This is a genomic window from uncultured Apibacter sp., from assembly GCF_946479295.1.
GTDB lineage: Bacteria > Bacteroidota > Bacteroidia > Flavobacteriales > Weeksellaceae > Apibacter.
In genome coordinates this window covers 1-14,165 of record NZ_CAMLFD010000019.1, presented here as the reverse complement: position 1 = coordinate 14,165, position 14,165 = coordinate 1, and the positions used below count along the sequence as shown (strand labels likewise).

Here is a 14,165-nt window from a genome sequence, read left to right as displayed (position 1 = left end):
AAGGCTTTTATTTTTTTTAATAAAAGCCTTTTCTATTCAACAACAATTCCATTGGGAAATACTTTCTTTTTTTGGAGATAAATAAATAAGCGCGGAAAAAAAATGCGTAAAAGCAATTTTATTTTTAATTTCCTACTCTCTCTAACTGATACAACCACATAATCACTTATACTTTCTTGAGTAAATACTGATGAAGGAATTTTATTTTTTAAAATTTTTACAGCTTCAGTAGAGGTATGTCCTTTAGTTTGGCTTAATGATTTACCATCATATATTCTTCTATATCTAAACAATGGTTTATCGAAATAAAAGAAATTATAATTTTGTACTGCAGATCTAGACCAAAAATCCCAATCTTCTGCATAAGACAAATTGGTATCATATCCCCCATTATTTTTCCATACACTTTTTTTGTAAATCGTCGCATTTGAAAGAAAGCATCCACTCTGAATCAATCGTAAACGATTGTATTTGCCTGATCGATTATATCTTTTTTCACTCCCAAAAACTAAATAATCTCCGTATAGGATATCAATAGTATTATCTGCTACCATTTTATGCAAAGCTAAGTCATAATAGTTTTCATTCATTAAATCATCAGAATCAAAGGGCAAAATATATTTACCTTTAGCTTCTGATATACCTCTGTTCCTAGCCATTGCAACTCCTCCATTTTTTTGATTTATTACAGTAAAAATATCTTTATATTGATCTAATATTTCTAAGGTATTGGTATCAGTTGATCCATCATTAACCAAAATAATTTCATAAGGATAAGAAAATTTAACCGCTTTGATACTCTCAACGGTCTCTACTAAATATGATCCCGAATTATAAACCGGTATAACTATAGATAAAATAATATTTTCTTTCATAATACAAAAATAATTTTTTTATGGTATTAAATTTTATATTAGTAAAATAAACTATACCAATTTTGCTAAGTTTTCATAAAAATATATAAAGTAACTCTTATATAATCTAATTTATTTATTTTTGCCTTTCTCTTAGTAATATAAAATCATTTTATGAAAATAGTTTCAATAAATTCTAAAAATATTAAAGAAGAACATATATGTTGTTCATTAGGAAATGATAAGGATAGCATAAACAGGTCTTTAACCAAAAAAAATTGGATGAATGAACAATTTTCCAATGGACTTGTATTTAAAAAATATGATGTAAGAGGAAAAGTTTTTATAGAATATATGCCTATTGAGACTGTTTGGAAACCAATTATTGGTTCCAATTACATGGTAATTAATTGTTTATGGGTGTCCGGACAATATAAGGGGAAAGGGATATCGAAAAAACTATTAGAGGAATGTATTAAAGACTCTTTAGAACAAGGTAAAGACGGTATTGTAGTTGTGAGCAGCTCTAAAATAAAACCTTATTTAACCGATAAAAAATTTTATTTAAAACAAGGTTTTTCAGTTATAGATTCAGCTTTTCCTTATTTTGAATTATTGGAGCTAAAGCTTAATGAAACAGGCATTAGCCCGAAATTTTCAGATAAATCAAGAAGTGGCAAGGTAGAAAACAATAATGGTTTTACGTTTATTTTTTCCAATCAATGTCCGTTTATGGAAGAATATATTTATCGTATTTCTCTTGTTTGTAATGAATATAATATCCCCTCAACAGTAATAAAATTAAAAAATCATCAAGAGGCCCAAGGTACAGCATGCCCATGGGGAACTTTGGGTATTTATTATAAAGGAGAACTATTTACTCATGAACTTATGAATGAAAAAAAGTTTGCAACGCTGTTAAAAAAATTAAATCTTATACAATAAGGGGCAATCTATTTTTATGATGAAATTTTAGATATTATACCATCGTTAAGTCCAAGATTTTTATAAACTTCCAATAGTTTTTTAGCTGAATCATAATTATTTACTTTGCCACTTGTATAAATATACACGTTATTAATCCTTTCTCTTATTACATTATTCAACCCTTTAAAGATGGAATCATTTTCTCTATATTTTTTAGGTGAAATAAATAATTCTATTGTATAATATTGATTAATTGAAACTTCTTTTTCATTAAATTCTACTACGGAAGCATCTCTAAATCCTGCCTCTTTGGCAATTTTTAAAGTTGCTTCACTTTCAGATCTTAAGTTTGTACTTCCTGCATAATATATATACTTACCATTTGTTTTAATAATTTCAACATTTTGCATTCCTCTAAGTTGTGCGGAATTAGGATCGTATCTATTAAATGATGCTAAAAATTGAACTTTTAAAACTTTGCCATTATCAATAGGTTTTTCAACCGCTTGCGAAATATCTATTTCCTCTTTCTTTTCCGATTTTTTATCATATTCTTTTTTATAACTTAAAAAAGCATCATAAATATTCTTTGCAATTGTATTCTGTCCTTCTTCAGAGGCTAGATATTGCCCTTCTTGAGGATTAGATATAAAACCTGTCTCAATTAATACGGAAGGCATAGCCGTTTGAACCAATACTAAAAATCCAGCCTGCTTAACTCCTCTTGAAAATCGATTTTCTTTTTTAAAATTATTTTCAATATAACTGGCTATTTTTAAGCTATTTTCTAAATAAATATTTTGCATTAATGTTAACCCTATAACGGATTCCGGAGATGAAGGATTAAATCCTTCGTAAGTAGTTTGGTAATCTTTTTCCATATATATTACCTCATTTTCCCTTTTGGCAACGTCGAAATTATCTCTATTTCTATGTGCTCCTAAAACAAAAGTTTCTGTACCGTATGGAGCGCTTTTAGGGCTTGAATTACAATGTATGGATATAAATAAATTAGCTTTACCCTTATTTGCAATGTCTGCACGTGTCATTAAGGGAATAAATTCATCTGTCTTACGAGTATAAATGACTTTAACATCTTTATTTTTTTTTTCTATCAATGCTCCTACTTTTAAAACCAATGAGAGATTCACGTCTTTTTCATTTGCAGATAATCCCTTGGCCCCATTATCATGTCCACCATGACCGGCATCTAATACTAAAATAAAATCTTTTTTTTGGGAATATAAAGAGTTAATAAAGAAAAGTAAGGTTAATAGTAGTATATTTTTTAAGTTAAATATTGTTAAAACTCTCATTAATTCTTTTTTTTGATTAATTTTGACAGCAAAAATTTTTCTGAATTTATATGCTTTGATCAATTCAAGTTTCAAATATAATATACTTTATTTATTTTTTCTAATTTTTAACATTATCTTAGCACAGGAAAAAGGTGTTAAAAACCTTGCTGACACAGTAAAAACTCCTAACGACTCTATATCCTCTACTAAAGAAAGACTTGAAAATATAGTAGATACTAAAGGTGATGAAATTCGAAACGTTTTCTCGAAAAAACTTACTTATCTTATTCATAATGCTCAGGTTAGTTATCAAGATATGACTATCAAGGCGGATTATATCGTGATGGATTGGAATACGGGGGATATTTTAGCTCGTGGAAAAGTAGATAGTCTTGGAAGAATCATTGATAACATAACATTTACTCAAGGAGGAAAAAGTTACGAATATACAGAAGCTCAATTCAATATGAATACCAAGCAAGGTACAGCTTTTAATATTCGAACAGAAGAAGACGAAATGGCTATTATAGCTCAAAAAGCCAAAAGAATGAATGATCGTGAATACTACATGCGGCGTGGTTTTTTAACAACGGATGAATATTTTAAAGCAAAAAAAGATTCTATCCCCGATTATGGATTATCTACGAATAAATTGAAATTAATAACTGATAAAAACCAAAAAACAATTATTGCTGGGCCTACTACCATGTATATTGAGCAAGTTCCTACTCCATTTATATTACCGTTTTTATATCTTCCTTCTACAGGTAGTAATCGTCAAGCTGGAATTTTAATTGGTACGTTTGGCGAACGTCAGGCTAAAGGATTTTATTTAGAACGATGGGGTATTTATGTACCTATTGGAGAATATCTTGATTTAGAAAGCCGTTTTGGTTTCTATACAAAAGGAAGTTGGATGATCGACAATCGCTTGAGATATTTAAATCGTTATAGATATTCCGGAAATTTAAATTTTATTTATGAAAAAAATATAAATAGCACTAAAGGTTTAGATGATTATTCTGAAATTGAAAATTATAGAATTACTTGGTCTCATTTACAGGACTCGAAAGCTAATCCAAATTTATCATTCAATGCTTCGGTTAATTATATGAGTCAAAATTATTATAATAATAGTATTTACAATCAAAATGCTCTACATGGTAATGTAAATAATAACCAAACTTCTTCATCCATATCATTAGTTAAAAGATTTGATAATAACCCGTTGACTATTTCTCTAAATACTTCTGCCTCACAAAATATCTCTACCGGAGAAGTTTCAATGGTCCTTCCCAATTTAACGGTTACCATGCCACAAATTTATCCTTTCAAACCTAAGTCTGGACCTAAAAAAACAATTTTGCATAACATCTATATGGATTATAAAATGAATCTTCAAAATTCATTAAATACGACCACTGATGATATGTTTACGTCTAAAATGTTTAAAAATTCCAAGAACGGTATGAAAAATTCAACCAGTTTTGGAACTACTTCTACTCTCTTTAATTATTTTCAATTCGGAATAAATGGTAATTACAGAGAAATTTGGACTACAAAAAGCATAAGAAAAGAGTATAATCCTTTAACAGATAAAATTGAAACGCTAAACAAAGACGGCTTTAAAACTTTTCGAACTTTTGACGGCTCTTTAAATCTGACAACAACATTATATGGTATCGCCAACTTTAAAAAAGGTAGCATGATACAAGCTATTCGTCATATGATTTCGCCGACCTTTAGTTATGGTTTTATGCCCGATTTTTCTAGAGATTCATGGGGATATTATGGGACATATATAGATAAAGATGGAAAAAAAGTAAAGTATTCTTATTATGAAGGAAATATCATGGGAACTCCTTCTAATTATGAAAATAGCTCTCTTAATATATCATTAGCAAATAACCTTGAGATGAAAGTAAGAAGTAAGAAAGAAGCTAGTGGCGTTAAAAAGATAAAAATATTTGAATCCTTAAATATTAATACCTCTTATAATTTTGCAGCTGATTCCTTAAAATGGAGTCCAATAAATGCTTCTGGATCCTCTTCTTTATTTAATTCAAAATTACGAGTTAACTATGCCATGAGAGTAAATCCTTATAAAATAGTCTTCGATACTCCCGAATCTACAGTGGGCCATGCCATTGATAAGTTTGGGCATTTGACTATTGCCAGCTATACAATGGGACTAAATTTTTCTTTGGATGAGTCTTTATTCGGTGAGAAAAAAGTTACCAAATATAAGAAACAAGGAACTGTACGATATGAAAAATACTATTTTGATGACGAGAATTATGCCCATTTCGATATGCCTTGGAAATTGGATGTAGGTTTAAATTATGCTTCAACAAAAGAGTATAATAGAAACACCAATATATCTGCCACTATAAATCTGACCGGAGAAATTTCCCCTTCCCCATATTGGAAAATTACAGCTTCAACAAATTATGATATGGAGACTAAAGAGTTTGGATATACACGATTAGGCTTTATGAGAGACTTAAGAAGTTTCAATATCAACTTTAACTGGGTTCCTATTTCATCTAGCTATAATAAGACATGGAGTTTTTATATTGGAGTAAAAGCAGCAATATTGAAAGATGCTGTCAAATACGAAGCTAAAAATTTTAATGACCAATCAAGTTTTTAAAAAATTTGTATATTTAAATCATGATTAAGAAAATTATTACTACCGATAAAGCTCCAGCAGCCATAGGTCCTTATTCACAAGCGATTAAGGTTGGTAACCTTTTATTCGTATCCGGACAAATACCTGTTAATCCGTTAAATGCTGAAATTCCTGCAACTATTGAGGAACAAACGCATCAGGTTATGAAAAACATAGAAGCAATCCTTACTGAAGCAAATTTAAACTGGAATAATTTGGTAAAAACTTCAATCTTTCTTCAAAATTTAGATAACTTTTCAACAGTTAATGAAATTTATGCCTCTTATTTTTCAGATGTTTATCCTGCCAGAGAATGTGTACAGGTATCAGCCTTGCCTAAAAATGTTTTAATAGAAATTTCAATTATAGCAACAGAATAAATAAACAATATGATTAGAAACACTATTGCGGTTATATTTGGGCTTTTTGTAGCTTTAACAATTATTACGCTATCAGTTATGATCAATTCATATTGGATTCCGTACAATTATAAAGGACTTCCTATTGAATATTGGAGATCTGTAGTTCATACTGCTAAAGGTGAATTTTTTATAGCTTTATTGATTTCTTCAGGTGTTGGTTCTCTATTAGGAGGAATAGTTTGTGCTTTGATCGTAAAGACTGCAAAAACAGCTTATGCCATGCTAATCGGATTTATCCTTTTAATAACTGCTATAATTTCTGTTTTAACAATTAAAGGACATCCTACTTGGTATATTATTAGTATGTTTTTTATTTTTTTCCCGTTTTCATGGTTGGGTGCTAAAATTGTTGAATGGTTGCAAAATAAAAAAATTATTGATTCAAAAAGATAACTAATCATAATCTTTTACTTTTCATCAATAATTCTACAACTTCAAAGGCAGCTGGACATATGACCGTATTCTTTAAAGTTAAATTATTAATTTGATAAAATTTTTTTCGATTCGTATGCGGATACTCTTTGCAAGCTTTCGGACGAACTTCGTAAATAATACAATAGTTAGAATGATCTAAAAAAGGACAGGGCAATTGTTTAAAAACCCAATCATTGTCTTCGTCTTTATATAAATATTGATCTATAAATTCTATTGGTTTCATTCGCAAATGCTTTGATATCCTTTCTATATCTTTATCTAAAACTAAAGGACCGGTAGTCTTACAGCAATTGGCACATTGTAAGCAATCAATTTTAGAAAATACATTTTGATGTATTTCTTCCATTTCTTCATCTAATTTCTTGGGCTTTTTTTGTTTTAACTTTTCTAAATATTTTTTGTGCTCCGAAGCTTTTTTTATTGCTTCATTTTTATATTTATCTAAATTCATTACGTTTTGATTTATGTATACTCCATTTAATCGGGCTTATAAATGGAAAAAGGGTGATATTTTTCGATAGTATCTCTAAGCTGTTGATTGTCTAGGTGTGTATAAATTTCTGTTGTTGTAATACTTTCATGTCCAAGCATCTGTTGAATAGAACGAAGATCTGCCCCATTTTTTAATAATATTGTCGCAAAAGAATGTCTAAACGTGTGAGGTGAAACTTTCTTTTTAATCCCTGCTTTTTCTGCTATGTTTTTAATTATAATAAAAATCATCTCTCGAGTAAGCTTTCCTCCTCTCCTATTTAAAAAAAGTATATCTTCACAGTTAGGTTTAGGTATTTGATGCACTCGAATAGAATCTCTATAAATAGTAATAAAATTAATAGTACGTTCAGAAACAGGTACTAGTCTTTGTTTATCTCCCTTACCTGTCACTCTAATAAAATTTTCATTTAAATATAAATCAGATAATTTCAAATTAATTAACTCTGATACACGTAAACCGCAACCGTATAAGGTTTCTATTATGGAACGATTTCTTTCTCCTTCCTGTTTAGATAAATCTATAGACTTTATTAACGTTACGACTTCTTCATGACTTAAAACATCGGGAAGATATAAGCCAATTTTAGGACTTTCCAGTAATTCTGCTGGATTATCTTCTCTTTTTTCGTCTATCTGTAAAAATTTGAAAAAAGATTTTATTGAGGATATTAACCTTGCTTGAGATTTTACTGAAGTCGATTGTTTAGCAAAATTATAAATAAAATCTTGTACCAAAAATCGATCAATATTATAGGGTGTTATAGACTCATTATTTGAAACAAATTTTTGAAGTTTCTTTACATCTCTTATATATGCAATTTGTGTGTTCTCAGAAAGGCCTTTTTCCAACCATAAGTATTCTTGGAAATTACTTATAACTAAATCCCATCTCATACCGGCAAAGGTATGATTTTATTCAAAAAGGATTGATTAGGAAAATACTAATCATATATTTTTTTCACATGAGAAAATTTATTTCCTTATCTTATATTATTATATTTTATTTTTTCTAAACTATTTATAAATAATTATACAAAAATTATCAGGAAACAAGCTAGATAATATCATAAATTCTGCTGATACTTAATTTTTTACTAAGGAAAAAGTAAAAAGTATTTAAACATAATATATAACAATTAAAGTTTTTATGTATATTATTAATATATTAGCTATAAATTATTATATTTTTACAAAAATGAGCTTAAAAGAAACTCAACTTCAAGTAGATCAATGGATAAAACAGTATGGCGTTAGGTATTTTAATGAACTCACTAACATGGCACAATTAACTGAAGAGGTAGGAGAAGTTGCCAGAATTATAGCCAGAAGATACGGCGAACAATCAGAAAAAGAATCCGATAAAAATAAAGATTTAGGTGAAGAATTAGCAGATGTAATCTTTGTGGTAACCTGTTTAGCTAATCAAACAGGAATTGATCTGGAAACAGCTTTTCAGAAAAAATTAAATGCAACATCAAAACGGGATAGTGATAGGCATATTAATAATACAAAACTAAAGTAATGGGTATAACAATCAATCTTTCAGGCTCAAAAAGCATAACTAACCGGTTATTGTTATTAAATTCTTTATTTGATAATTCACTTTCTTTACAAAACTTATCGAAAAGCCAAGATAGTCATGTAATGCAAGAAGCTTTAAAATCAAAAGAGGAATTAATAGATATCCATCACGCAGGTACTGCTATGAGATTTTTAACCGCTTTCTTTTCCATTCAGGAAGGTAGAAAAACTATACTTACCGGCTCACATCGAATGAAAGAACGCCCGATAAAGATTTTGGTTGATTCTTTAAAACATCTAGGAGCTAATATCTCTTATCTTGAAAATGAAGGATACCCTCCCTTAGAAATTAAAGGAAAGAAAATAAAGGGTAATACTATTAATTTACCTGCTAATATTAGTAGTCAATATATTACCGCATTATGCTTAATAGGCGCAAAGCTTGAAAATGGATTGCATATCAACTTAGAGGGTAAAGTTACTTCACTGCCTTATATTACCATGACACTTAAAATTTTAACCGAGATAGGCATCGCAGCTTCTATTCTTCAAAATAAAATTTTAATATTACCAATTACTGAAATAAAAAAGCAAGATTTTATAATTGAAAGTGATTGGTCGTCTGCCTCTTATCATTATTCCCTATGTGCATTGAGTAACAATAATTTAAAAATTAAATTAAAATATTTGTTTAAAGATTCATTGCAAGCAGATAGGAGGGTTGCAGATATTTACCAAAAATATTTCGGAGTTAAAACCTTATTTGAAGGTAATGAAATTACTATTTTTTCAATATTAAATTTCGAATATCCGAATTTTATTGAAATAGATATGAATGATTGTCCGGATATAGCGCAAACCGTTGCTCTAACTGCGTTTGGATTAAGAATACCAATAAAGATAACCGGACTTGAAACATTAAAAATAAAAGAAACTGATCGATTAATTGCATTAAAGAATGAAATTGAAAAGTGTGGTGGAAACGTTAAAATTACTGATAATTCTTTTGAACTTAAAAAAATTAATTCGTTTTTTGAAAATCAAAAAATTGAAACCTACAACGATCATCGGATGGCCATGAGCTTTGCGCCTTTAAAGTTATTATTTCCTTTAGAAATAGTAAATCCTAGCGTTGTTGAAAAATCTTATGTTGAATTTTGGAATGATATGAATTATTATGGAATAAAACCATAATTTTTTGTTCACTATACTACTATATTATTGTCTTATTATAATAATTATTTTTAAATGTATCAATTTCAAAATTATCTAATTAAAATAGTAACTTTGAATCTTTTTTATATCTATGATTTATAAAGTTTCTGTAATTGTACCTGTCTATAATGTAGAGCATTATCTTCGTAAATGTTTGGATTCTCTTATAAATCAAACTTTAAAAGAGATTGAAATTATAATTGTTAATGATGGTTCTACTGATAATTCGCAAATAATTATAGATGAATATTATTTAAAATATGATAATGTAAAATCAATAATCCAAAAGAATCAAGGATTAAGTGAAGCTCGCAATACTGGAATTTTAAATGCTTCGGGAGAATTTTTAGCATTTGTAGATAGTGATGATTGGATAGATAAAGAGATGATGGATGAAATGTATAATTTAGCAAAAAAACACTCAGCTGAAATTGTAATATGTAGCCTTCAGAATATCGATAATCATGGAAAATTATTAAAAAAATTACCTGAATTACATCAACTTCCAGAAAAAATAGATCTTACCCAGGATTTTATGATTTTCGGTGAAATGTCTTGTTTTGCATGTAATAAAATTTTTAAAAGAGAATTATTTGAAAATATATTTTTTCCTAAAAATATGCATTTTGAAGATGTTGCTACCATACCCCGATTATTTTTAAAAGCTAAAACTATTGCAAAAACTAATAAATTTTATTATCAATATTTAATTAGAACCGGTTCAATAACCAGAAATTACACCATTAAAGGAATTCATATGTTTGATGCTATAGAAATTGTAAAACTTGATTTTAATAAAAGTTGTTATAATAAAAATATTAAGGACTGGAATAAATTTATTATCTTTCAAGGTTTTTATTGTTTTTTAGCTTATTATGCGTATGTTAAAGATATTACCAGTAGAAGACAGATGTTCTCTAGACTTAAAAGTATTTTGAAAAACGAAAATATTTCGAGAAAAGAAATTTTGTTTTACAATAGATTTGGTAAAAATTATCTATCAACATTAAGCATAAAGAAAATAGTATTTTATATATTACAATTAATTAAATTATAATTAAATGCTTCATCCCGTATATTATATTATTTTATTTGTAATAACCTTTTATTCTTATATAGATATAAATAATAATGGTATTAAGGCACGAATTAAAATTCCATATATAGTTATATCTTCAGTTTTCATATTTCTATGTGGAATACGTGTAGCTCAAGGTGCAGATTATTGGCCTTATTATAAATTATATATGAGTATTAATAAATTTGTAAAATGGAGTGATCTTTTTGATGCAGATGTTGAAGTGTCTTATGTTTTAATATCAAAAATTTTAGGATATTTTAGAATGCCATTCTTTGCTTTATTATTTATTTATGGGCTAATCTCAATATCTCTAAAAACTTATTCTTATTATAAATATTCGCCATATCCCATGATATCGCTTTTATATTTTTTTATGCCTAATTATTTTTTTAGCGATTCTGGACATATTAGACAAGGTGTCTCTATAGCACTTTGTTTGTTTTCTTATCAATATATAGAGCAACGAAAATTATTTAAGTTCTTATTTTGTATTTTTATTAGCTATTACTTCCATAAAACTGCTTTGATATTTATTCCAGCCTATTGGATTACTAAGTTGAATTTATCTACATTTTCATGCTTCCTTATTATTTTATTTGCAATAATTATATCCCCATTTAAACCATATTTATTTTTTGAAAACTTATTTTCCAATATATCATCTGATATTATAGCAGAAGCTACCGGTGGATTTTATTCTTATAAAAATTTGGAGAGTGCAGGATGGAGTATAAATGATATTGTAAAATTAATATTTATAACTACTCTTTTGGTCAATGATAGATATATATGCAATACTACCTCGGATGAAAACTATAAAATGATTAGAAATTTAGTTGTTACCTATTATTTTATATATTATTCTTTAAGAGAAAATTCAATATTTTCAATTAGACTACCGGCTGCATATGGTGATTTTTGGGCCATTCTTATTGCTATGATTATAAAATACTCAAAAAAAACATATAATCATATTATATATTTCTTTTTTATTATTTATATTTATTTAATGAGCTGGCGAATATGGCCGAATTCCGTTGCATTAGGCTTCGATAAAATGTCAAATATTTTTAGTGATGATTTTGATATAAAATATTTTATACCTTATGAATTTATTGATGAATAAATAATTTGATTGTAAAAATATTTTCTACTATCATATAATTCAAATATTATTATTAATGATATAAATCATAAACATAATGAATATTAATCCTTCCGTTTCAATTATTACAGCTAACTATAATTCTTCCAATTTTATCGTAGATACAATAGAGTCTGTATTAAATCAAACGTATGTTGATTGGGAATGGTTTATTATTGACGATTGTAGTACTGATGATTCTGTTGAGATAATAAAAAAATATCAGGATAATAGAATAAAGCTTATTGTATTAAAAGAAAATCAAGGTGCAGCAATAGCGCGTAATTATGGTATTGATAACGCTTCTGGAAGATATATAGCATTTATTGATAGTGATGATATATGGTTACCTAATGCTCTTGAGGAAAGAATTAATTTCCTTAAAAATAATAATGAAGAAGCTATATATACCTCTTATAAAAGAGTAGATGAAAATCTAACCCCATGTCTAAAAGACTTTGTTGCAGAAGATCATGTAACTTATAAGCGTTTATTATTAAATTGCCCTATATTTATTTCAACTTTAATATATGATACAAAAAGAATTGGTAAATTACATATTCCTAATGTTCATAGAAGAGAAGATTATGCTATGATTCTCAATTTATCAAAAAAGATTGAAAACATACGAGCAATCCAGTCTCCTTTAGTTATTTACAGAATAAGACAAAATTCTTATTCGAGAAATAAATGGTTAATGTTTAAACTTCAATTTCTCGTTTATTATAATTTTTTAAATTTATCTTTATACAAATCTTTATACTATACTGCTCATTGGGCTTGTAATGGGTTAAAAAAATATAAAAAAATTTAATTCCTATTTATAACGAAATGATATTCATTTTAATTAGTAGAATTCATTCTATCAGTTCTTTATATTTTCTTCTACTAACATTCTTAGTTATATTTTTATAATATTATAATTAAAGAAATCTTACTATCTATATCTATAGTAAAAATATCTCTAAAAAATATTTTAGGAAGATTTTTTTTCTTAAAAATTAAAAAATCATAATTTTTAATTATTTTTTTAGTATCTGTTTACTAGATTGGATTGAAATTTTAAAATATACACTTCAGCGTGTTTTTCTTGAATATAAATGACTTAGGTTTTTTTATTATTTATACTTTTAGAAAATACTACTGAAGCATTTAAATTTATTAGCAGAAGGATCCTTTCGACTTATTTCTCTAATATGATTATAAATAAACTTGAAGATAAATTGGTATAAAAATAAATATATATATTTTTAATAAAATTTCTTTTTTTATTGAAATTGTAGGCTCATAATCATTATCTTTTTTTATCCTCTTTATTTATTAATTATCATCAAATACCCATGTAAGTTTCTTTTAGTCTGAAGAAACATAAACTTCTGATGCAATATTTATTGATTGTTTTACTCTAGTACTGTTAACGTATATTTAAACTTTTATATTGACAATTTACCGATTTGATTTTCATCTCGACCAAAGGTGAGCTTAAATCAATTCAACCTTCTCCCCCATCACTTATCCAAATTGCTTATTCACGCAGTGTTTCTGTTTCCTAACAATTATCATTTTCCTGAACTAAATAAGTACATTATATCATAAAAGTCAATGTTCTAATTTCAAAATTTGCTTTTTAACCTTTTATTCTACTAGAGTATTACTTTTATAAACATAATACCCTTAACTGGGATAACTGGATATGCTTACAATCCAACTTTTATTATATTTTTTATCCTGAAAAAAGAGAAAATCATTTTTATATCTTGTCAATGGCTCTATGTATAGATTCATCTAGTCATATACACGCCCAATCGGAATCTTCAATATCCATAGACATAACATTTCCATCGTCATAAAGTAAAATACTTAGCGTGACATTTACTATTGATAATAAAAGAATAAATAGCCAGTAAATTTTTATGAAAATTTATATTTTTAGAATTAACTAAACAAATAACAATATTAAATTAAAATAATTTATACCTAATAAATATTGTTATAATCATTTATATACTTATATACATATACCACAAGTTATAATTATATATATTAAATATAAACAACAAATTATTTAATTTTTTTATTAATCACTTTAATTATATTTATTA

13 protein-coding genes are annotated in these 14,165 nt (G+C 27.2%); 9 read left to right on the top strand and 4 right to left on the bottom strand.

Annotated elements, in window-relative coordinates; all coding sequences use genetic code 11:
* Positions 1-32: 32 nt before the first annotated feature.
* Positions 33-875, bottom strand: coding sequence for a glycosyltransferase (locus Q0T35_RS09935; protein WP_295842900.1), 843 nt, complete (start codon positions 873-875; stop codon positions 33-35).
* A 153-nt stretch (positions 876-1,028) separates the two neighbouring features.
* Between Q0T35_RS09935 and Q0T35_RS09930 the strand changes: the two genes are divergently transcribed.
* Positions 1,029-1,799, top strand: coding sequence for a GNAT family N-acetyltransferase (locus Q0T35_RS09930; protein ID WP_293917010.1), 771 nt, complete (start codon positions 1,029-1,031; stop codon positions 1,797-1,799).
* A gap of 14 nt (positions 1,800-1,813) precedes the next feature.
* On the opposite strand, the gene Q0T35_RS09925 is transcribed toward Q0T35_RS09930, so the two are convergent.
* On the bottom strand, positions 1,814-3,097 hold the full coding sequence (locus Q0T35_RS09925; RefSeq protein WP_295842899.1) for an N-acetylmuramoyl-L-alanine amidase: 1,284 nt from the start codon (positions 3,095-3,097) through the stop codon (positions 1,814-1,816).
* Positions 3,098-3,119: 22 nt separating this feature from the next.
* Here Q0T35_RS09925 and Q0T35_RS09920 point away from each other — a divergent pair, with 22 nt between their 5' ends.
* Genes Q0T35_RS09920 through Q0T35_RS09910 form a run of 3 tightly spaced genes read left to right on the top strand, consistent with a single transcriptional unit; the run spans position 3,120 to position 6,565 of the window.
* Positions 3,120-5,732: a putative LPS assembly protein LptD gene (locus Q0T35_RS09920; RefSeq protein WP_295842897.1), complete on the top strand. Its 2,613-nt coding sequence runs from the start codon at positions 3,120-3,122 to the stop codon at positions 5,730-5,732.
* 23 nt (positions 5,733-5,755) lie between these two features.
* Positions 5,756-6,130 (top strand): RidA family protein, encoded by a 375-nt coding sequence (locus tag Q0T35_RS09915; RefSeq protein WP_293917064.1) that lies wholly within the window; start codon positions 5,756-5,758, stop codon positions 6,128-6,130.
* Between the two features lie 9 nt (positions 6,131-6,139).
* Positions 6,140-6,565 (top strand): hypothetical protein, encoded by a 426-nt coding sequence (locus tag Q0T35_RS09910; RefSeq protein WP_293917004.1) that lies wholly within the window; start codon positions 6,140-6,142, stop codon positions 6,563-6,565.
* Between the two features lie 4 nt (positions 6,566-6,569).
* Here the strand turns inward: Q0T35_RS09910 and Q0T35_RS09905 are convergent, their stop codons facing one another.
* Both Q0T35_RS09905 and xerD read right to left on the bottom strand, forming a co-directional pair.
* Positions 6,570-7,058, bottom strand: coding sequence for a YkgJ family cysteine cluster protein (locus Q0T35_RS09905; protein WP_293917002.1), 489 nt, complete (start codon positions 7,056-7,058; stop codon positions 6,570-6,572).
* 26 nt (positions 7,059-7,084) lie between these two features.
* A complete protein-coding gene (gene xerD / locus Q0T35_RS09900; RefSeq protein WP_295842895.1) occupies positions 7,085-7,996 on the bottom strand; it encodes a site-specific tyrosine recombinase XerD in 912 nt (303 codons plus the stop codon).
* Positions 7,997-8,297: 301 nt separating this feature from the next.
* Between xerD and Q0T35_RS09895 the strand changes: the two genes are divergently transcribed.
* From Q0T35_RS09895 to Q0T35_RS09875, 5 genes are all read left to right on the top strand, one after another.
* Positions 8,298-8,624 carry a nucleotide pyrophosphohydrolase gene (locus tag Q0T35_RS09895; RefSeq protein WP_293916997.1) on the top strand — a complete coding sequence of 109 codons (327 nt, stop codon included), beginning with the start codon at positions 8,298-8,300 and terminating at the stop codon, positions 8,622-8,624.
* Entirely contained in the window at positions 8,624-9,817 is a 1,194-nt protein-coding gene (locus tag Q0T35_RS09890) for a 3-phosphoshikimate 1-carboxyvinyltransferase (protein ID WP_295842894.1), read from the top strand. The genes Q0T35_RS09895 and Q0T35_RS09890 overlap by 1 nt, the downstream gene beginning before the upstream one ends.
* Before the next feature lie 112 nt (positions 9,818-9,929).
* Positions 9,930-10,895 carry a glycosyltransferase family 2 protein gene (locus Q0T35_RS09885; protein WP_295842892.1) on the top strand — a complete coding sequence of 322 codons (966 nt, stop codon included), beginning with the start codon at positions 9,930-9,932 and terminating at the stop codon, positions 10,893-10,895.
* A gap of 4 nt (positions 10,896-10,899) precedes the next feature.
* Positions 10,900-12,045: an EpsG family protein gene (locus Q0T35_RS09880; protein ID WP_295842891.1), complete on the top strand. Its 1,146-nt coding sequence runs from the start codon at positions 10,900-10,902 to the stop codon at positions 12,043-12,045.
* A gap of 76 nt (positions 12,046-12,121) precedes the next feature.
* Positions 12,122-12,877, top strand: coding sequence for a glycosyltransferase (locus tag Q0T35_RS09875; protein ID WP_295842889.1), 756 nt, complete (start codon positions 12,122-12,124; stop codon positions 12,875-12,877).
* Positions 12,878-14,165 lie beyond the last annotated feature (1,288 nt).